Genomic DNA, 19044 nt, shown 5'->3' with positions numbered 1-19044 from the left:
ATCTAAAATCCCCAATCCCCAATCGAAAATTTCAAACAGGGCAACTGCACCTAACACTGCATCGCGCCTATTCATTAGCCCCACTTATCTGAAGCCTTTGTAAAGCCGTCTGCCAGAAGTGTTGAAAGCAGAAGTGTTGAATCCAGATAGAAAACTTTACATTTTAGCTTGCAAGAGTCATACGAGTGTTTCGGGCAGCAGATCGTAGCTCCAATGAACCATTGAGCAGCGACGGCTCAGTTCCAGTTGTAAATACCGAAAAAACGGGATAGTCATGCGGACAAAGCTGCATCAAGATCGATTTGACAAGTTTCGGAAATGAGGCTATCGTCAGGCATCATTTTTTGTTTGCTAGGGGACAGAGTACTGCATTCTGTCCCCTTTTTTCGTCGCTTAATCTATCTTTCAACACTTCTGGTTAAAACGAACTTATGATCCAGGTGTTAATTGTTGAAGATCAGGACATTATTCGGCGGGGATTGAAGACGCTGATTCGCTCAAAATCAGACTTGCACGTAGTCGGCGAAGCCAGCAACGGGCAAGAGGCGCTGGAACAGTTGACCAGTCTGCATTCCCAAGATCAAGCGCCCGACGTGATTTTGATGGATATCCGAATGCCGATTATGGATGGCGTGATGGCCACGCAAAAAATTTGCCAGCAGTTTCCCAGCAGCAAAATCCTAATCTTGACGACGTTTGACGATACCGAATATGTCTCAGAGGCGCTGCGATTTGGCGCGAAAGGGTACTTGCTCAAAGACACGCCCTCAGAAGAACTGGCGGAGGTGATCCGCATGATTCATCGCGGCTATACCCAGTTCAGCCCCGGCATTTTAGAAAAGATGATGGCTACCGTTTCTGCAAGCGCAACCAAACCCTCTGCTGAACTGCCGCCTGGCCTTGCCGAACTCACTGCAAGAGAACGCCAGGTGCTGCTGCTAATTGCCAAGGGTGCGACCAATCGAGAAATTGCCGAATCTCTGTTTCTCTCGCCAGGCACCGTCAGAGACCACATTTCTAATATCCTGGGCCGCCTTAATCTGCACGATCGCACGCAGGCAGCGATCGTTGCGGTGTCCTGTCTGGACTGGCTGGAAGACCGCAACTAACCTATTTACTCCAGCTTCCACCAGGCTGGCCAACTGAGTACCAGTTGCGCCAGTTCGGCATAGCCCGCCGCGTTGGGATGGGCCCCGTCGCCCGATCGCACTTCCGCCATCCACACGGGCGATCGCCGCAAGGGCGTGAACACGTCCAGGTAGGGGATCTCGAAGCCCTCGCAGATTTGCCGCTGATAGCCTACCAGTTCAGCGATGCGCTCGTTCTGCGCCTCATCGGCGATCGCTGGCGGGCTGACCATTATCACTGGATATTGCCGCTTGGCCACCAGCAAAATCATGCCCGTGTGCCGCAGCGAGTCCGACGTCTTTACCCGCACGCCGCCCTGCTCCCAGGTCGTATCGTTTGCCCCAAAGGAAAACACCACCCGCCCGTCGCAGCCCTCTGGCAGCCGCGCCATCACCTCAAACTGCCAGCGCACGCCGATGTCGGCACTGGTTTCTCGCCGCACGCCCAGGTTGTAATAGGTCAACGGCACGCCCCGCTGGCTGGCAAACTGGCAGACGCGCCCCGTCCAGCCCAGCAGCGTCGAATCGCCCGTGCCATTCACAAACGAGTCGCCGACAAAGCAGATGCGGAGGTCAGGATTGCTCATATCCTCTGTGTTCGAGTTCGCAGCCAGGAAGTCGTGGAATAGATCAGCAAAGCCAGCCAGATGCAGCCAAAGGTGACCGCATGGGCAGATGTAAAGGGTTCGCGATAGAGAAACACGCCCAGGAGAAGTTGCAAGCTGGGTGCAAGGTATTGCATGAACCCCAGCGTCGAAAGTTGCAGCCGCTTGGCCGCATTATTGAACCACAGCAGCGGAAACGACGTGACAATGCCGCAGCCCATAAACAGCAGCATCAGCCCCAGGCTATCAGAAAAATGCCCCGTGCCCGTTACGTCGCCAAAGCTGATAAATAAGATAGCCGCCGGAGCAATCCACAACGCTTCTACTGTCAGCCCGACCACAGGCGAAACGGGGACGATCTTTCGCACAAGTCCATACAGCGCAAAGGAAAACGCCAGGAACAGTGCAATCCAGGGGACAGTGCCAAGCTGCCAGATAAAATAGACTACCCCCAGCGTCGCCAGCGCAACAGCAAGTTGCTGTCCCCAGTGCAACCGCTCATTTAGCACTACAAAGCCCAGCAGCACGCTGACTAGGGGATTAATAAAATATCCCAGACTGGTTTCCACGACGCGATCGCTATTCACGCCATAGATATATAGCCCCCAGTTAAACGCTAGCAGCAGCGCCGTGACCAGCAGAATGCCCAGCGTGCGGGGCGATCGCCCAATGGCCTGCAACTCTGCCCGCCGATCTTGCGCGATTAGCACGCTGATCAAAAACACCGCCGACCAGAAAAAGCGGTGGCTCAACACTTCTATTGAAGAAATAGAACCAAACGCTTTCCAGTAAATGGGCAGCAATCCCCACGCGGTATAGGCCAGCAAAGCATAGATTAGCCCCGATTCTCGCCTGGACGAAACGGAGCCGAGAGATGGTTTTGGATTCACGAAATTCAAAGGCAAGGCTTTGGAGTGGAAGTGCTTTAAGGCAAAGCTTCTGCCTATGCTAGAGCCGGGTTCTACATTGCGAATACGACCATGTGGGCGATTTTTGGGGCGATTTCCAAGAGGCAATTTTTCGCACTCTGTAAGCAAAGCTCTGGCAGCTTGACGGAGCCGTTGCATAATCGGGTAGCCCTAACTGGCACATTCTCTCCCATCTACGCAGGAGGTCTAAGGAATTCGTGAGTGCGATCGCCCCGCGCTAAGAAAAAATTGCAGGCTTTGCAGACTTTTTGAAGGACGGCTTGCACTAGACAACATAAGCCCTAGCACCAGCTCTCTTTAATTGGTAGTCTCAATTTTGGAGTGATTATCCCAAACGCCCAACTCCTGACCCTCGCTCAATGCCCTACGCCATCGACTTTGGCACCAGCAACACCGTCATCGCCCGCTGGAATGCCGCCACGCAGCAACCCGAAACCGTTGTTCTAGACCGCCTTTCTCTGCAACTGGGGGGCAATCCGCCGCTGGTGCCCAGCCTGCTGTATGTCGAAGATGCGGCGGCGGGCAAGACGCTTGCAGGACAAACGGTGCGCGATCGCGGCTTGGATCTGTCTCGCGACCCGCGCTTTTTTCGCAACTTCAAGCGGGGCGTGGGGGCAGAGATTCAGGGCTTTTTGCCAGATCTGGACGGGCGCAGCGTCAGCTTTGAGCAGGTGGGCGAGTGGTTTTTGGCGCAGGTGATTGGGCAGCTTCAGCACACTGACCCTGACCTAGAGACGCTGGTCTTCACCGTACCCGTGGATAGCTTTGAGGCGTATCGGCTGTGGCTGGCGCGGGCGTGTGAGTCGCTGAACGTGCAGCAGGTGCGGATGCTAGACGAGCCGACGGCGGCGGCCCTGGGCTATGGGCTGGCGGGTGGCAGCACGCTGCTGGTGGTAGATTTTGGCGGCGGCACGCTGGATCTGTCGCTGGTGCGGCTGGAGAAGTCGCCGAGCGGCGCGAAACCCCTGGGCGTGCTGCTGAAATGGGGACAAAAGACGCTGGCAGAATCGGGGCAAAAGTCCAAAACGGCTCGCGTGTTGGCCAAGGCAGGGCAAAACCTGGGCGGTGCAGATATTGACAACTGGCTGGCGGATCACTTTGCGACCGAGCAGGGGCTGCCCGTTTCTTCGCTGACGCTGCGGCTGGCAGAACGGCTAAAGATTCAGCTTTCGGAACAACCAGAGGCGACGGAGGCCTATTTCAACGACGAAACGCTGGAGAGCGTGGAGCTACACCTGAGCCGCGATCGCCTCCAGGAGATCTTGCAAGCAAACGGCTTTTTTGACCGACTGGACGACGCGATGAGTCAGGTGCTTCAGCAGGCACGACGCGAGGGACTGGAAAGCGGCGACATCGACGCAGTGCTGCTGGTGGGCGGCACGGCCCAGATTCCCGCCGTGCAGGCCTGGGTGCGGCAATATTTCCCCGCCGACAAAATCCGCTCTGAGAAGCCCTTCGAGGCGATCGCCCACGGTGCGCTGCAAATTGCCCAGGGCGTGGAGGTGAAGGACTATCTCTATCACAGCTACGGTGTGCGCTATTGGGATCGGCGCAACCGCCGCCACGGCTGGCATCCCATTATCCGCGAGGGGCAGCCCTACCCAATGGAAAAGCCCGTCGAGCTAACCCTCGGCGCGTCGATGGACAGCCAGCCCAGCATCGAGCTAATCATTGGGGAACTGGGCGCAGACACCACCACGACGGAAGTCTTCTTTGAAGGCGATCGCCTTGTCACCCGCGTCACGGGGGGCACGGCCCAGGTGAAGCCGCTGAACGACACCGACCGCGCCCGCACCATTGCCCGCCTCGACCCACCTGGCTCTCCAGGGAGCGATCGCATCAAGGTGCAGTTCTGGGTGGATGGCGATCGCTTCCTCCGCATCACCGTCGATGACCTGCTCACCAACCGCACCCTCACCGAAAATCAAGCCGTCGTGCAGTTAAGCTAGAAAACTTTCGATATCTATTTCAATATCTATTTCAATATCTATCGACATCTGACAGAGAGATAGTAACTGCTATGAAGCTTAAAACAATTGAGTTGCCGATGGAACAGATTCAACAATTTTGCGATCGCTGGCAGATCGTCGAGTTCGCCTTGTTTGGCTCTGTTCTGCGAGATGATTTTCGTCCTGATAGTGACATTGATGTGTTAGTCACTTTCGCGCCAGAAGCGAAGCGAGGGTTATCTGAAACATTGCAAATGAAAGACGAGCTACAAACCATCTTCAACCGCAAAGTCGATTTTATTGTTAAAGCAGCGATTGAACGTAGTGAGAACTGGCTGCGACGCAAAAACATCCTGGAATCTGCACAGGTTATCTATGCCACGCGATAACGAATCCTTAATTGATATTGAACGAGCAGCCAGACGAGTTATGCGCTATGCCGCTGATTGCGATCGTGCCAGTCTTCAAATAAATGACGAAAAAGTCTCTGCAATACTTTATCAAATTACAATCATCGGCGAAGCAGCCAAACGATTATCTCAGGACTTTCGCCAACAATATCCAGAGATTCCCTGGCGAGAAATTACAGGAATGCGGGATGTGATTGTTCATGACTATGATCAGGTTGATCTTGATATTGTTTGGGATGTGATTCAAAACAAACTGCCCGAATTACTAATATTTCTTCAGTCGTTACTCCCTTCAGAAGATTCATAACCTTTCCTGCGATAAAGTTACGAGTCCTTTCAACCGCATCATGGTTTGAAGCAGATGGGCGATCGCAGCGAGTGGCTGGCGGTTTTGTTGCGATCGCACCATATCTTCATGCAAAGCTGAAAACGACGCTGCTCCAATACAATGCCCCATAATCCTTCAGAAAGCTCGGCAAAGCTGAAACTACTTGTGCGTATAGGTTCTGGCTTTTGAACTGACGAAATGATATGAAATTCTATGGCGATCGCCGAAAATGATGAAATCGTTTCAGAATAAAGATTCCACGCGATGACTTCCGAGGCGATCTTGATTTCTTCGATGGTTATACTGATTTCTTCGCCTGTGAAGATACGACATGGCCACAGACGCTCCTAATCCATCTATCACGCTTAGCAAAAAAGAGTTTTGGGCGCTCTGGCTGACGTTGTTTCTGATTGCCTACAACATCAGCGTCATTTCGCCCGTCATGCCCCTCCTGGTGCGGGAGTTGAACACCAGCATCGGCTATATCCAGAGTGCGCTGGTGCTGTTTTCACTGGTCACTGCGTCCTTTGCGCCGACGAGCGAAAACCTATGTCGGTTCTATGGGCGAGAGCGAATCTTTCTGGGCGGACTGTTGCTCTATGGTCTCGGCATTGTGGCCATGGCCCTCAGCCCCACGATTGGGTTCTGGGTGGTCAGCTTTTCGCTGCTGACGGGGCTGGCGGCGACCCCCTTGGTCAGCGCTCCCTGGAGCATTATGGACTTTGCCTACGACGGCAAACAGGAGGAGCAGGCCACCGTTTCCTTCATCCTGGCCTCGGTAATCGGCGGTCTGTCGGGGAGTTTGCTGGGCGGTTTCATCGCGTCTCATTTTGGCTGGCGCTGGTCGTTTACCCCGTCGCTTATTGTCTTTGTGCTGGTGCTGGTGATGGGCAGAAGCTTGCCCTCTACCTCGGTTCCCCGCAAGGTGCCGATCGATTGGGTGGGCGGGTTAGTGTCTTTTTTGGGCTTTGGTAGTATTTTGCTGGGTGTGGGGCTGGCAGGAGAATATGGCTGGTGGAAGCCCAAGCAGGTCTTTTCGATTGCGGGGCTGGTAATTCCGCCCTTTGCCGTGTCTATCGTTCCCACGCTGATTTCGGTGGGGGTGATTTGCCTTGGCTTTTTTGCCGTCTGGCAGCGACAGCAGCAGCAACAGCCCGCTGGCATTCCGCTGATGCGCGTGGGGCTGCTGCGAAACGCCGTGTTTGTGAACGGTCTGCTGACGGCGATGCTGCATACGCTGGTCACATCTGGCATTCAGTTCAACCTGTATCAATCGCTGCCGATTATCTTGCCGCTCAACCCATTTCAGACGGCGATCGCCGTTTTGCCCTACACCCTGACGATGGTGGTGGTCGTGGTGCTGCTGCTCAAGCGGTTGAAAATCGATCAGCAACTGTTCCCCAAATACCTGGTGCATATTGGGCTATCGCTGCTGATTGTGGGATTGCTGGCGATGTATTGGGCGATCGCCCCCGACATGACGACCCTCAGCATCCTGCCCGCGCTGATGCTCATGGGCGTGGGGTCGGGACTGTTTTCGGTCTATATTGGCAGGCTCACCTACGCCACCACCTCAAAGCGGGAAAAACCCGAAGGAACCGGGATCTACAACCCGTGCCAGCAGTTGGGCAGTTCCCTGGGGCGCGGCATTTTGGGCACGATTTTGATTACCTCGGCCTCTATTGACGTGGTGGATCAGGTCGCGCAACTCATGGGGCTGAGCCTTTCGAGCGAGCAGCGACTAAACGCCATTACCGCTTTGCAGCGGATGGTGCAGACCTTTTCTAAGCAAGAGCGCCGCGAGGCACTGGCTAGAGTGCTGCCCGAACCCGTGATGGCGCAGCTTCCCGATGTGGCCCGCCTGGCCGCCGTCGAAGGCATGAAAATTGCGCTACTCGTCTCCATTGCCGTCAGCATGGTCTGCCTGCTGCTCTCCACCCAACTCCCCAAGCGGGGCCGCCGCCGTTCTTGATTTTCGGTTCCTCAGGCAACGTAGGTGAACTGGCTGCTCGTGAGGTTGAGCCGCGCCCCCTGCACAATGGCAATGAGTTCGTCGGGGCCGCTGCTTTGCCGGAGGAAAATTTGCGTGCTGAGGCCCAGGTTTTGTAGGCGATAGTCGGCGGCTTTGCCCTTGAGTTGGAGGCGATCGCCCGTGCCAAATCCCGTAATCAGCGCGTAATCGTTTAGCCCCGCCTGGTTGGGGTTGCCGTCGTCATAAAACACGCCCCTGGCATTGCCCAGCACATACAAGTCCGGGCCATTGCCGCCATTGAGAACATCCACCTCGCCCCGCCCGGGCCGCTGCGAGTCTGGGGTCACGCCAATCAGCGTGTCGGCTCCGTTGCCGCCAATCAGCGTATCCCTGCCTGCGCCGCCAACCAGCTGATCGGCTCCGTTGCCGCCATTGAGCGAGTCGTTGCCATTGTTGCCCAGCAAGGTGTCGTTGCCCGCGCCGCCGAAAATTGTGTCGTTGCCTGCGCCGCCTTGCAGCAGGTCGTTGCCGCCGTTGCCAAAGATCTGGTCATTGCCGCCTGCGCCGTTGGCCGTGTTGTCGGCATCGTCGCCCACCAAAAAGTTGTCGCGTTCGGGAGCTAGGGCTGCCCGTGCGCCCAGCACCAGCCCCAAAAAGGAGAAACTGGGCGAGGTGCGGAGGGCTTCCACGCTGGCACGAGATACCAGTTGAGCCGCCAGCCCCGGATTGACAAAATTGAGCGCTGCCAGAAACTCGTTGAAATCGGAGTCGCCAATGAAGCCAAACGCGGGGCTGCTGAGTTCGGCGACGGAGAGGTCTGTCGTGGTGTAACCTGCGGGTGGCGTGCTGAGCAGACGGCGGATTTGGCCATGCTTGTCGAGTAGGGTGATGGGGTTAATCGCAGGGTCGGTGTAGGCCTGCAAGACGACTTTGCCGTTGATAAACGCCTGCCCGCCCAGCGACACAAAATCGCCTTTGACCACGTAATGGGTGACGGTCTTGTCTGCGCCGCCTGCGGCGAGGAACTGAGCGGCGATCGCCCCGCTGGTTCCCGGTGAGTTAAATGTGACGATTTCCCCGACCAGATCCGTTAGCTCAGCCGCTGCGATTTGGGCAATGCCGCCGCCCATGCTGTGGCCGATGATGTCGGGCCGCACGCCCGTCGCCGCAAAGGTGTCCAGCAGCCAGTCTTCCAGATCGTCTTGATTTGCTTGAAACTGGGCAAACCCAACCCCATTGGGATCTCGGTTGGCCAAATCGTCCAACAGTTCGTTCGTCTGCCGAAACACCAGCACGGGTGGCTTCCCCGGCGTGGTGGACTTCAGCCCCAATGCCTGAAAGCCCGTCGTGGGGTCGTTGAAAATTTGGTCAATGGTATAGCCTGCCTGCGCCAGAAATGCATCAACCTGCGGCTGAAATTGGGGGTTGTCGTATACCGCGACGATTTCTTTAGCCAGAATTTCGTAAATCGGATGGAGAGGGTTCATGGTGTAGCGTGGTTGTAAAAGGGCTTGAAGCGAAGTTTGGGGTTAGCTTTGAGGCCTTAGGTATAGAGTGGGGCGATCGCCCATCTGCCATTCGTAGCGTTGATTTCTGAGCAAGTTTATTTTTTCTTTCACCTCTGCTATGACCTTTGAGACACGCGCCAAGTTCCACTTCGTTACAAAATAGCCTGTAAGAACTAAATTCATTGGATCATCTGGCAACCTGTCTGAAATGGAAAAATCCTGAAATGGAAAAATCGCTCAAACACCTCCAGTTTTCCGGTGTGCAGCTTGTTGAATCTTCAGTTTTTCACTTTCTCCATTCCCTCAGCCTTCTACCATGAGCCTTGTTAATCTTTTGATCGTCTTTTTCCTGATTTCTTCCATTTCCCCGCTGATTCAACGCTTATCCATCGAGCGGCGACGACTCATGACAATCCAGGCGTTCGAGCGCAGTCGCGGCAGTCGGGTCATTTTGCTCATCCACCGCCAGGAATCCATTAGTTTTCTAGGCGTTCCCGTGTCTCGCTTCATCAGCATCGAAGACTCTGAACAAGTGCTGCGGGCGATCCGGCTGACCCCACCCAATGTGCCCATCGACCTGATCTTGCATACCCCAGGGGGACTGGTGCTGGCGACCGAGCAAATTGCCCGCGCCCTAGTGCGCCATCCGGCCAAGGTGACGGTGTTTGTGCCGCACTACGCCATGAGCGGCGGCACGATGCTGGCGATGGCTGCCGATGAAATCGTGATGGACGAAAATGCAGTGCTGGGCCCGGTCGATCCGCAGTTGGGCAGCACACCCGCCGCCAGCGTATTGAAAGTGCTAGAAGACAAACCCATCAGCGAAATTGACGACCAGACCATCGTGACCGCCGACATCGCCCGCAAAGCCATCCGCCAGGTGCAAAAGTTTGTCCGCACGCTGCTCGAAGACTGTGTGCCCAAGCGTAAAATCGAGCCTGAAAGAATTGACCGCATTATCGAAGCGCTGACGACGGGGCAGGTGACGCACGACTACCCGATTTCGGTAGAAGAAGCGCAGGAACTTGGGCTGCACGTCGTTGCTGGGCTACCCAAGATCATCTACAACCTGATGGATCTGTATCCGCAGCCGTCGATGGGCCGCCCCACCGTGCAATACATTCCGCTGCCCTACGAAAACCGCCCTATGCTGCCGGAGTCTATTAAGGAGTAGGGATTAAGACCGATACAGTTGGGTGACTTCTCGCAGTTTTAGCCCAGAAGGGATGATTGGAGTTAGAACGCTAGCTGCAAGCGCGTTAGTCCTGAGCGTAGGGATTGGTCGGGTCTTTCTGGAATTTCTGGAATTTTAAGGATGCGATAAAGAACCTGAGAACTGGCTCGGATTGAGTCCCCAAGCGGATTAAGCTGGATTTCAGGTCGGTTTTCCAACTGACCTCTCACTCTGGCAAACAATCGCTAAAATAGTGGGAAGAACAGCAAAGAGCGATACTTAGTGACTTCGCCCTCTTCACAAGTGCAGACGTTCAGGCTTTAATTTGCATTAACAAGACCTGGCCTTGGGCATTGGTAAAGTTTAATGGTCTACCCCAACTCAAAAATTTTCTGGACTGGGCAAGTTCTCTATCCTCCTTTGCGTCCAAAGATTCTAGGATTTTCGCGGCTGTTCTTTTTGCAAAACTGCATCGAGATGAACAGACAGCCCGTAATTAAAAGTTTTCAGATGGTAGGAATATCTGGCTGGAGTCTGGGCCTGAGTGAGTATTGGGGCTGTACCAGCCTAACCTGCTAGCTTGATGTAGGGGCTGTGACCTAGAGATGAGGTCGCGGCAGGGTTACGGTTCGATTGTTATCAGTTCAGGAGAAGCGATTCATGCTACACCGCAAGATCTATCAACTCTGTTGTGATGGTCGGGAAGTCTGGATTTTCTTGCGGGATCAGCAGCGATGGATTGAGCGAGCGCGAATTCTCGACATCGAAGGCGACCTAGTGACGCTGCGCTACGAAACGGAAGAAGAAGACGAGATGTGTTCGTGGGAAGAAATGATTCGGCTGGAAAGCATTGGCTCGGTGATGCAAAAGTTGGCGACGGTGCCGCGAGGCGATTCGGAACCGCTGGTGTCGGAAGATTGCCCGGAGGCGGAGCAAATCCGAAACCATCATCCAGAGTCCAACCCTGAGTAAGGCTTTGGAGTTTCTGGGCGATCGCCCCCGAATTGTCCTCGAATCGCCCCAAGTCACCCTGAATCCTGAATAAAGTTTCGCGATGTCGCCATTGCCTGGACTACAGCCCAGCAGCTTTGGACAGACTCAATAGAACAAACTCAATAGAACAGATAGAAAGGATGCCGAATGGCGATCGCCCTGAGAGTTGCTCTTGGGGCGATGTTGTTTTGGGCAATGCCAGCTTAATTAGAGTTTAATTAGAGCGAAGCAAGTTTAAATGTCTTAATCTGAGTGGGATGCGGTATTCTGAATGATGTTTTAGCAAGTCTGTCGCTCAGCCTGTCTCTCGACCTTCTCAATGAGGGCGATCGCCCTCATCTCCTCTAACACATGCGTCCTGGCGGTGCTCACTCGAAAGTTTTTTGATATGCCCAGTTTTGGGGTACAACATTGCGTAGGTTAACCATAAGTCCTTTTGCACTTCGCCTCCCAAACTTCAGATGCCGCCTTATATTCACTATCATCTGATCGCGTTTCTCGTCGCTGTCGCGGTTGTCCTCGTTTCAACGCCGATCGTCAAAAAGCTGGGCATCCGCAGCGGGCGAGTCGATATGCCAGGTGGCCGCAAGGTTCACAAGCGCCCGATGGTGCGACTGGGCGGCGTGTCCATTTTTCTGGGAACCGTCGCCGCGCTGGTGGTGGTTTGGCTGATGGGCGGGTTTGGGGTGCTGCCGCCCGATAAGGAGTACGAAGTATGGGGCGTGGTCATCGGCGGCCTGGCCTTTTTCCTGATTGGGCTAGCCGACGACCTGTTCTGCCTGTCGCCCAGCGTGCGGCTCGTCCTGCAAACGGTTTTTGCCACGGCAGCCTGGTTTGCAGGCGTGCAAATTGATTTTCTGTCGGTTCCCTTCGATGGGCTGGTGGGGTTAGCGCCGTGGCTGAGTCTGCCGATTACCGTCCTCTGGCTAGTGGGCATGGCCAACGCGATTAACTGGATCGATGGGCTGGATGGGCTGGCGGCCGGTGTGGCGGGCATTGCTTCGATGGTGATGCTGGTGGTGTGTTTATTCATGAACCAGCCTGCGGCAGCGCTGATTGTGGCGGCGCTCGGCGGCGCGAGTTTCGCGTTTCTCCGCTACAACTTCAATCCGGCGCAGATTTTCATGGGCGATGGCGGTGCGTATTTTATTGGCTTTACGCTGGCTGGCGTTGGCGTGATTGGGCTGGTCAAAAGCGTGACGACGGTGGCGGTGCTGCTGCCCTACGTGATTTTGGCTGTGCCGATTCTGGATATGTCGGCGGTCATTTTGGATCGCATCCGCAGCGGCAAGTCGCCCTTCAAAGCTGACAAGCGCCACCTGCATCACCGCCTGCTGAAGGCAGGACTGCCTCACCGCATGACGGTATTGGTGATCTACGCGCTGACGTTTTGGGTGGGCAGTCTGGCGCTGGCGTTTTCTGGAATCCCCAGCGGGCTGGCCTATGCCATCGTGGCCACGCTGCTGCTCACCTACGCAGCATGGCAGGCCCGCAAGCACGCCCGCTCCCAAGGATAGTGTGGTTAAGGACGGTTCATGAGTGACCTTTCGGCTGGTGCGGCGCATCCTGCCCAGAGTTTTGGGGCGGAGGTGATTTGCGTTGGCACAGAGCTACTGCTTGGCGAAATTCTCAATAGCAATGCCCAGTTTTTGGCTCAGGAACTGGCGGCGCTGGGCATTCCGCATTATTACCAGACCGTGGTGGGGGACAATGTGCGGCGGATTCAAGCGGCGATCGCCATTGCCTGTGAGCGATCGCGCTTGCTGATTTTCACGGGCGGACTCGGGCCCACGCCGGATGATTTGACCACCGAGGCGATCGCCGACTTTTTCCAGGCCCCCCTAGTGGAACGGCCAGAGGTTTTGGACGACATCACCCAAAAATACGCCGCCCGCGGCCGCGTGATGACCGACAACAACCGCAAGCAGGCCCTGCTTCCCCAAGGAGCGGCAGTGCTGGCAAACCGCACGGGCACGGCCCCCGGCATGATTTGGGAGGCGCGTCCGGGGCTAATCATCCTCACCTTTCCTGGCGTGCCCAGCGAAATGCAGGCCATGTGGCGAGAAGTGGCAGTGCCGTTTCTCCGCAGTCGTGGCTTTGGGCAAGCGCCGATCTACAGCCGCACGCTGCGCTTTTGGGGCATTACGGAATCGGCGCTGGCGGAGAAAGTTGCCCCCCTGTTTGACCTCACCCATCCCACCGTTGCGCCCTACGCGGGCAAAGGCGAGGTGCGGCTGCGCGTATCTGCCAAGGCCGAGTCTGAGGCGGCGGCAATGGCGGCGATCGCCCCCGTCGTTGAGCAAATCCAGCAGATTGCTGGGGCCGACTACTACGGTCAGGACGATGACACCCTGGCCTCGGTGGTGGGGCGGTCTCTGCAAATCGCCGGTCACACGCTCTCGGTCGCAGAATCCTGCACTGGCGGCGGGCTGGGCAGTTTTTTGACCACTGTTCCCGGCAGTTCCCGCTACTTTTGGGGCGGCGTTATTTCCTACGACAACTCAGTAAAAGTTTCCTTGCTAGGGGTCAATCCCGACGATCTGGCGCAATCTGGAGCCGTCAGCGCGACGGTAGCGGAACAAATGGCCCAGGGCGTGCGATCGCGCCTGGGCACCACCTGGGGCCTTAGCATCACAGGCATCGCCGGGCCCGACGGAGGCAGCACCGAAAAGCCCGTCGGCCTGGTCTACATCGGCCTCGCCGGGCCCAAAAGCCAGGTCACAAGCCACCGCTTCCTCTTCGGCGCAAGCCGCGGCCGTGAGTGGATTCGCTGGCTAAGCGCATGCAGCGCCCTAGATCTACTGCGACGGCAGCTACAAGAGCCATAAAGAAGATAACCATCTCCTTTTAATTTTTTCGTTCTTCGTTCTTCGCTCTTCGTTCTTCCCTCTTCCCTCTTCCCGCTTCGCTCTTCCCTTTTCCCGCCATAGCCGCAACGCCCGCGAGTCACAAAGATCTCGTAAAATAGGGATTCGCGCTGTTTGGAAAGTTGCATGTCTTCATTGTCCAAGTCCGCTGCCTCGGAGTCGCTGTCGCACCAAATTGAGCAACTGCTCCATGACCTACCTTCTATGGAGCATGGAGATCTGATTCAGCAGGCGCTCTCGACCATTGTGCAACTGTCCCGCACCGATGCCGACCGCCTCGATTGGAAGATCCTCAGCGCGGCGCTGCAAGATATGGGGCGAGCGTTTGAACTGTTTCACCCCTATCGCCATGTCCGAAAAATTTCCATCTTTGGCTCTGCCCGCATTAAGCCCAGCAGCCCGACCTATCAGATGGCGATGGATTTTGCCCGTTGCGTCACGCTCCACGGCTTTATGGTGATCACGGGGGGCGGGCCGGGCATTATGCAGGCCGGCAACGAGGGCGCAGGCACAGACAAATCCTTCGGGCTAAATATCCAGCTTCCCTTTGAGCAGGGGTCGAACCCAATTTTGGAAGGTGGCGACAAGCTGGTGAATTTCAAATACTTCTTCACCCGCAAGCTGTTTTTCTTGCGGGAAAGCGATGCGCTGGCGCTGTTTCCTGGCGGCTTTGGCACACAGGATGAGGCGTTTGAGTGCCTGACGCTGATGCAAACCGGGAAGTCAGGCTTGCTGCCGCTGGTGCTGCTGGAAACGCCGGGAGATGACTATTGGCAAAGCTGGGAAAGCTACATCAAAGATCAACTGCTGGAGGCAGGGCTGATCAGCGCCGACGACCTGCATCTGTATACAATTACCGACCGGGTGGATGCCGCCTGTGAGGCGATCGCCAGCTTTTATCGGGTCTATCACTCCAGTCGCTATGTCGGCCCCAACCTGGTGCTACGGCTGAATCAGGCGCTTTCAGAAGAAGAACTGGACTATCTCAACGCAAACTTCAGCGATATCCTGGTGCGCGGCAAAATCGCCCAAATGTCTGCGCTGCCTCAGGAAGCCGACGCAGTAGAAATTGCCCACTTGCCCCGACTGGTGTTTGAATTCAACCAGCGCGACTTGGGGCGACTATACCAGATGATCCGCATCATCAACCGCCTCGGCGCAACCCCACCCGAAAAAGCCCACCCAGAGCAAAAGTAGTCAGCACTTACGCACTTGCGATATGTTTTCTGAATTTTGGATGATTTCTCACAGGCTGCGCTTGCGAGAAATCATCCAACTGCGTAAGTCCTGGTAGTTTACCAGTGCCGGTTACCATCGGCTGGAGGCTACGCCCAAACAGTTCACCGCATCATGCGAAACGTAGCATAGTGCAGAACTGCATTAGTCTTTATATCTGCTTCGAGAGAGGCTCGATCCACAATTCGACTTGTCGATGAGTACTGCCAACTGCATGAGGGGGCGATCGCCCTCATCTCTCAGCACCCAAACCTTTCGGCGATCGCCCTTCATCTCCCAACACCAACACCTCTGGGCGATCGCCCTCATCTCTCAGCACCCAAACCTTTCGGCGATCGCCCTCATCTCTCAGCACCTGCACCTTTCGGCGATCGCCCCCCGACACCTTTCGGAACCTCGAACTACTGACCCAAACCTATGACCGCTCAACGTTGGCATCTTACCCGAAAGCTGTTGGGAGTGTTCGGGTTGACCGAAGTCTCGAAGCACTGAACTTTCGCAATTGGGGGCGAATCGCCCACTCACCCGTAAGCTAACTGAACCAGAGCGCTGGGGGCTAACGGTGAAGTTGTGCGGCGGCAGACAAGCTTGAACTTCCACCAATAAACTCTGTGCCGTCCGCACCAACGCAGTGTTAGCCTGCGGCAGCAGAGACCAGATTGTTACGACTCTTCATCAAGGTCTATATCTTCGAGCCCCAGCCAGAAAAGCAAGACATCTTCAACCTGGGATAACTGCTCTGAGTCTAATTCACCCAATTTCCTCAACAGTTTGGCATGGGGGATGGTAACGAGATTCTGAACATCAAAGGCTCCCGGTTTCAAAAACCTTACTTTCACATCAACCTCGAAGCGGGAACCTCTTGGACTTGTCGTGTGAGGAACCAGTGTTGCCAAAGCTCGATCTTGCATCAGAACTGGAATGCTAACCACTAGACATGGCCTAACCTTTGCAACATAGCCCAGATCCACCAACCACACTTCACCACGAACAGGGCTACTCATAATCTGGTTCTTGCTGATCTAAGGCTAAGAATAACTCCTCTGCACTCAAAGTTAGATCTTCGTCTGTCAAAGGTGGAAAATCAAAATTAATAATTCGCCGCAAGATTTCTAGCGCAATCTCCATCTGCTCTGTATTAGGCAACCGATCAAAGTTGTCGAGAATTTCTTGAGCTAAAGCAGTCATAAGATTATCTCGAAATCTATATTAAACCCTAGCACAGTTGCCAGTGCCTAAGCATGTTCGCTTAGAACCATTACAAATATTGGCTTACAGACATTTAACTTGCTCAAGGAGGCGTTCAATCGGGTGCTCTAGTATCGTCGGGTCGAAGCTTTGGGAAATCTGTGTCGGCCAGCAGTCTTTGAGAAGGCAGAGTAGCTGTTGACCTGATCTTGGGTCGTTCCCGAAACCTAACCAGTTACAATTTGTCATGATTAGCAGAAACATTTTTGCACCCGGAAAAATTTCTTGCAGCTTTTGTTCACGGTCGTCAAAATGGTCAGCCCAGCCATTTCGCCTCCAGCCAAGCTGAGTCTTGCATTCAACAGCAGCAAGTAGATCATCTCCTCTCCAAATACTGATATCAGGCCGGATTGCCTTGCGCTTACGCTGTATCGCACGTTCTGAGGCAATTTCCAAATTTAGTCTTTCAACCTCATTAAAAAGTTTCAAGGAGAAAAGGATTGCTTCCACAAAAAAGTCTGCGCCAGCTTGTGCAACTCGCTTATCAAGGAACTTCTTGATGCTGTCTTGAGCGCAGTAAAAAGCTCGTAACCGATTAACAACCACTCTGGAGTAATCCAAGTCTTCTTTGGAAAGAGTTACTTCCTTCAGGTTGTCGTAAGAGTTCTGTAGCGCCACCGACAGGCTATCTAATGTAAATGCATATTCATCAGAAAATTGACCAGACATAGAAAGTGGTTGTTTGTACTACGTACAGGAACGGAGAAGCCAGCTATTCCTAATCATGCTCCAGAGTTATGCCTCCAAAGACAAGATAGCAGGCTAACGTCAAAATGCAGCGGCGGCAGATATCCTTGAACTAAGTGCCAGCGGCTTTCGTCCGTCCGCTGCCATGACGTGTTGGACTGCTGGCACTTACCTAATAGGAGCTATACAGATGTAACAATCAGTGCTTACATACACGTTAAGGCACTGTAGGCACATTTTTTGTCCGTATGACACTGCTTATCCTCGATCCGGTTCATAGACGAGTGCCAAAACACCCGAACCAAAAAATTGTGATTCCAGAAGCTTCAAAGCCACAGTCGTACCGTTTTTAAATAGGCGCTTGCCTTCGCCCACAACCACCGGGTAGATCAGCAGCCGATAGCGATCTACCAAATCATGCTGCATGAGTGTATGCACAAGCGTGGCACTGCCGTAGACCAGAATGTCCTGACCGTCTTGCTGCTTGAGTTGGGTGATTTCTTCTACGATATTGTCTTTAATCAGCGTTGAGTTATTCCATTCCAACCTGTCCAGAGTCGTTGACACCGTATATTTAGGCACATTATTCATATAGTCTGCTCCTTCATCCTTACTCTCTGGCCAAGCTGCTGCAAACCCTTGATAGGTCATACGTCCCATCAACAGTGCGTCGCTGGTATCTTGCTCCTCGCCTTTAAACTTCGCAATTTCATCATTCCAGTAAGGAGCAGTCCAGGCGGGTTCTTCCATAACGCCATCTAGTGAAAGGAATTCGGTGACGACGATTTTTCGCATGATGTTCTTTCTCCTTCTGCCGCTCACTATCTATACCGCAACCATAGTGCAGCAATAGGACAGGGTCTTGGAAAAAAACGCAAATTATTCAACTACACTTTTCTGAGCGATTTGCGCGGGCGTTTTCCCAATGAAGCGTTTCAGCGAGTTAGTCAGATGTGCCTGATCGAAATAGCCTAGCTCGAAGGTAGTGTCGAAAATAGGTGTGCCTTGCTCAAGTAGCGAGACGGCAGTATGGGCGCGTTCAATTTGCTGAATTGTCTTGTAAGTTAAGCCGGTTGCCTGTAAGAAGTGGTTCTGTAAAGAACGGATAGATAGGTCAGGCATGTGTCCCTGAATTGTCGCCTCGACCACCGGATCGCGCACGAGTATCCCCTGACGAATAAGCCTGTCGATAAACACGTCGGCATTGTCAAAGGTTGGAAGTTCCCACGCGGAGCCATACAGCCAAAAGGAATTGCTTGACGCTTCGGGAAGGGTCATATCCTGTCTATCCACAAGGGTTTTGACAGGAAGATGAGGCATGAATGTACCAAGTTTAAAGGTGATGCCAAAGAATTCACTGGCGGCGGGGGAATCAGCTTGGGATGCTTTGGTCTCTGGACCTCGCGCGGTGATCCTGGTCTCGCCGTTGACGGTTGCGATCACCATCTCCCAATTGCTGGCAGCTACTGACGTAAAAGTGTCAGCATGATCGCTGTGGGTATGCCAGAGCATTTCGACAAAAGACGAATTCGCTGACCTTGTGTTAGATACAAACTCCATTCAACCACCACCGCCTACTGAACAAGTCGTAAATAGTATTGCCCTACTGTCCCTACCCAAGATTTAAGCAGTCCAACTATTAATTAGACTGATCCCGTCTGCCTATCTACCCCGCAGAGGGCAATTAGGCTGAAATCCGTCTGTCTAAGATCCCAAATTGGGTAGATAGGCTGATTGAGATCTGTCTAAGATCCCAAATTGGGTAGATAGGCAGACGATTATCCGCATAATATCCCTGATTCTGGGAATTAGGCAGATGGCTTTACAAAGGCTTCAGATAAGTGGGGCTGATGAATAGGCGCGATGCAGCGTTAGGTGCAGTTGCCCTGTTTGAAATTTTCGATTGGGGATTGGGGATTTTAGACTGGGGAGTTTGGATTTTGGATTGGGGGATTGAACCGCCAAAATCCAAAACCCAAAATCCCCCTTATCTGTTCTTACTCATTCGCGC

At 54.1% G+C, this 19044-nt stretch carries 19 protein-coding genes; 11 read left to right on the top strand and 8 right to left on the bottom strand.

The genetic code is table 11. The annotated features are described in order from the left end of the window. Nucleotides 1–431 precede the first annotated feature (431 nt). Entirely contained in the window at nt 432–1109 is a 678-nt protein-coding gene (locus tag IGS16_RS13880; protein ID WP_297086362.1) for a response regulator transcription factor, read from the top strand. Nucleotides 1110–1114: 5 nt separating this feature from the next. Here the strand turns inward: IGS16_RS13880 and IGS16_RS13875 are convergent, their stop codons facing one another. Both IGS16_RS13875 and rarD read right to left on the bottom strand, forming a co-directional pair. After that, nucleotides 1115–1714 carry a GDSL-type esterase/lipase family protein gene (locus tag IGS16_RS13875; protein WP_297086361.1) on the bottom strand — a complete coding sequence of 200 codons (600 nt, stop codon included), beginning with the start codon at nt 1712–1714 and terminating at the stop codon, nt 1115–1117. Beyond that, a complete protein-coding gene (rarD, locus tag IGS16_RS13870; RefSeq protein ID WP_297086359.1) occupies nt 1711–2622 on the bottom strand; it encodes an EamA family transporter RarD in 912 nt (303 codons plus the stop codon). Before rarD ends, IGS16_RS13875 begins: the two co-directional genes overlap by 4 nt. Before the next feature lie 398 nt (nt 2623–3020). Here rarD and IGS16_RS13865 point away from each other — a divergent pair, with 398 nt between their 5' ends. The 4 genes from IGS16_RS13865 to IGS16_RS13850 all read left to right on the top strand — a co-directional run bounded on the left by IGS16_RS13865 (nt 3021) and on the right by IGS16_RS13850 (nt 7320). After that, nucleotides 3021–4610, top strand: coding sequence for an Hsp70 family protein (locus IGS16_RS13865; protein WP_297086357.1), 1590 nt, complete (start codon nt 3021–3023; stop codon nt 4608–4610). A gap of 98 nt (nt 4611–4708) precedes the next feature. Continuing rightward, nucleotides 4709–4999 carry a nucleotidyltransferase family protein gene (locus IGS16_RS13860; protein ID WP_367185795.1) on the top strand — a complete coding sequence of 97 codons (291 nt, stop codon included), beginning with the start codon at nt 4709–4711 and terminating at the stop codon, nt 4997–4999. Beyond that, on the top strand, nt 4986–5327 hold the full coding sequence (locus IGS16_RS13855) for a DUF86 domain-containing protein (protein ID WP_297086353.1): 342 nt from the start codon (nt 4986–4988) through the stop codon (nt 5325–5327). Before IGS16_RS13860 ends, IGS16_RS13855 begins: the two co-directional genes overlap by 14 nt. Before the next feature lie 352 nt (nt 5328–5679). Beyond that, nucleotides 5680–7320 (top strand): MFS transporter, encoded by a 1641-nt coding sequence (locus IGS16_RS13850; RefSeq protein WP_297086351.1) that lies wholly within the window; start codon nt 5680–5682, stop codon nt 7318–7320. An 11-nt stretch (nt 7321–7331) separates the two neighbouring features. Here the strand turns inward: IGS16_RS13850 and IGS16_RS13845 are convergent, their stop codons facing one another. Continuing rightward, nucleotides 7332–8807, bottom strand: a complete 1476-nt coding sequence (locus tag IGS16_RS13845; RefSeq protein WP_297086349.1) for a hypothetical protein — start codon at nt 8805–8807, stop codon at nt 7332–7334. Between the two features lie 337 nt (nt 8808–9144). Here IGS16_RS13845 and IGS16_RS13840 point away from each other — a divergent pair, with 337 nt between their 5' ends. The 6 genes from IGS16_RS13840 (at nt 9145) to IGS16_RS13815 (ending at nt 15519) form a co-directional block, all read left to right on the top strand. Then, nucleotides 9145–10002, top strand: a complete 858-nt coding sequence (locus IGS16_RS13840; RefSeq protein WP_297086347.1) for an ATP-dependent Clp protease proteolytic subunit — start codon at nt 9145–9147, stop codon at nt 10000–10002. A 660-nt stretch (nt 10003–10662) separates the two neighbouring features. Continuing rightward, nucleotides 10663–10974, top strand: coding sequence for a DUF6679 family protein (locus IGS16_RS13835; RefSeq protein ID WP_068509782.1), 312 nt, complete (start codon nt 10663–10665; stop codon nt 10972–10974). 482 nt (nt 10975–11456) lie between these two features. Beyond that, entirely contained in the window at nt 11457–12512 is a 1056-nt protein-coding gene (locus IGS16_RS13830) for an MraY family glycosyltransferase (protein ID WP_297086345.1), read from the top strand. Nucleotides 12513–12530: 18 nt separating this feature from the next. Then, the gene (locus tag IGS16_RS13825) at nt 12531–13823 is read left to right on the top strand and encodes a competence/damage-inducible protein A (RefSeq protein ID WP_297086343.1); all 1293 of its coding nucleotides are present in this window, start codon (nt 12531–12533) and stop codon (nt 13821–13823) included. Between the two features lie 165 nt (nt 13824–13988). Further along, nucleotides 13989–15059, top strand: a complete 1071-nt coding sequence (locus tag IGS16_RS13820) for an LOG family protein (RefSeq protein ID WP_297086340.1) — start codon at nt 13989–13991, stop codon at nt 15057–15059. 235 nt (nt 15060–15294) lie between these two features. Further along, nucleotides 15295–15519, top strand: a complete 225-nt coding sequence (locus IGS16_RS13815) for a hypothetical protein (RefSeq protein WP_297086339.1) — start codon at nt 15295–15297, stop codon at nt 15517–15519. A 241-nt stretch (nt 15520–15760) separates the two neighbouring features. Here the strand turns inward: IGS16_RS13815 and IGS16_RS13810 are convergent, their stop codons facing one another. The 5 genes from IGS16_RS13810 to IGS16_RS13790 all read right to left on the bottom strand — a co-directional run bounded on the left by IGS16_RS13810 (nt 15761) and on the right by IGS16_RS13790 (nt 18593). Further along, nucleotides 15761–16102 carry a type II toxin-antitoxin system PemK/MazF family toxin gene (locus tag IGS16_RS13810; protein WP_297086338.1) on the bottom strand — a complete coding sequence of 114 codons (342 nt, stop codon included), beginning with the start codon at nt 16100–16102 and terminating at the stop codon, nt 15761–15763. After that, complete coding sequence (locus IGS16_RS13805) at nt 16095–16286, bottom strand: hypothetical protein (RefSeq protein WP_068511037.1); 192 nt, start codon at nt 16284–16286, stop codon at nt 16095–16097. Before IGS16_RS13805 ends, IGS16_RS13810 begins: the two co-directional genes overlap by 8 nt. An 84-nt stretch (nt 16287–16370) precedes the next feature. Then, nucleotides 16371–17015, bottom strand: coding sequence for a hypothetical protein (locus IGS16_RS13800; RefSeq protein ID WP_297086334.1), 645 nt, complete (start codon nt 17013–17015; stop codon nt 16371–16373). 276 nt (nt 17016–17291) lie between these two features. Beyond that, nucleotides 17292–17828 (bottom strand): dihydrofolate reductase family protein, encoded by a 537-nt coding sequence (locus tag IGS16_RS13795; RefSeq protein ID WP_297086332.1) that lies wholly within the window; start codon nt 17826–17828, stop codon nt 17292–17294. A gap of 84 nt (nt 17829–17912) precedes the next feature. Next, nucleotides 17913–18593, bottom strand: coding sequence for a helix-turn-helix domain-containing protein (locus IGS16_RS13790; protein ID WP_297086330.1), 681 nt, complete (start codon nt 18591–18593; stop codon nt 17913–17915). Nucleotides 18594–19044: the final 451 nt, after the last annotated feature.

This window comes from Thermoleptolyngbya sp. C42_A2020_037 (genome assembly GCF_015272455.1).
Taxonomy (GTDB): domain Bacteria; phylum Cyanobacteriota; class Cyanobacteriia; order Elainellales; family Elainellaceae; genus Thermoleptolyngbya.
The sequence above is the reverse complement of the archived record's forward strand: the minus strand, read 5'-3'. Positions and strand labels throughout refer to the sequence as shown.

Coding starts and splice junctions, on each gene's coding strand:
- IGS16_RS13795 (WP_297086332.1), bottom strand. CDS start 17,828: ATGCGAAAAATCGTCGTCACCGAATTCCTTTCACTAGATGGCGTTATG.
- IGS16_RS13855 (WP_297086353.1), top strand. CDS start 4,986: ATGCCACGCGATAACGAATCCTTAATTGATATTGAACGAGCAGCCAGA.
- IGS16_RS13815 (WP_297086339.1), top strand. CDS start 15,295: ATGAGTACTGCCAACTGCATGAGGGGGCGATCGCCCTCATCTCTCAGC.
- IGS16_RS13850 (WP_297086351.1), top strand. CDS start 5,680: ATGGCCACAGACGCTCCTAATCCATCTATCACGCTTAGCAAAAAAGAG.
- IGS16_RS13820 (WP_297086340.1), top strand. CDS start 13,989: ATGTCTTCATTGTCCAAGTCCGCTGCCTCGGAGTCGCTGTCGCACCAA.
- IGS16_RS13875 (WP_297086361.1), bottom strand. CDS start 1,714: ATGAGCAATCCTGACCTCCGCATCTGCTTTGTCGGCGACTCGTTTGTG.
- IGS16_RS13790 (WP_297086330.1), bottom strand. CDS start 18,593: ATGGAGTTTGTATCTAACACAAGGTCAGCGAATTCGTCTTTTGTCGAA.
- IGS16_RS13835 (WP_068509782.1), top strand. CDS start 10,663: ATGCTACACCGCAAGATCTATCAACTCTGTTGTGATGGTCGGGAAGTC.
- IGS16_RS13860 (WP_367185795.1), top strand. CDS start 4,709: ATGGAACAGATTCAACAATTTTGCGATCGCTGGCAGATCGTCGAGTTC.
- IGS16_RS13810 (WP_297086338.1), bottom strand. CDS start 16,102: ATGAGTAGCCCTGTTCGTGGTGAAGTGTGGTTGGTGGATCTGGGCTAT.
- IGS16_RS13800 (WP_297086334.1), bottom strand. CDS start 17,015: ATGTCTGGTCAATTTTCTGATGAATATGCATTTACATTAGATAGCCTG.
- IGS16_RS13830 (WP_297086345.1), top strand. CDS start 11,457: ATGCCGCCTTATATTCACTATCATCTGATCGCGTTTCTCGTCGCTGTC.
- IGS16_RS13845 (WP_297086349.1), bottom strand. CDS start 8,807: ATGAACCCTCTCCATCCGATTTACGAAATTCTGGCTAAAGAAATCGTC.
- IGS16_RS13865 (WP_297086357.1), top strand. CDS start 3,021: ATGCCCTACGCCATCGACTTTGGCACCAGCAACACCGTCATCGCCCGC.
- IGS16_RS13880 (WP_297086362.1), top strand. CDS start 432: ATGATCCAGGTGTTAATTGTTGAAGATCAGGACATTATTCGGCGGGGA.
- IGS16_RS13840 (WP_297086347.1), top strand. CDS start 9,145: ATGAGCCTTGTTAATCTTTTGATCGTCTTTTTCCTGATTTCTTCCATT.
- IGS16_RS13825 (WP_297086343.1), top strand. CDS start 12,531: ATGAGTGACCTTTCGGCTGGTGCGGCGCATCCTGCCCAGAGTTTTGGG.
- IGS16_RS13805 (WP_068511037.1), bottom strand. CDS start 16,286: ATGACTGCTTTAGCTCAAGAAATTCTCGACAACTTTGATCGGTTGCCT.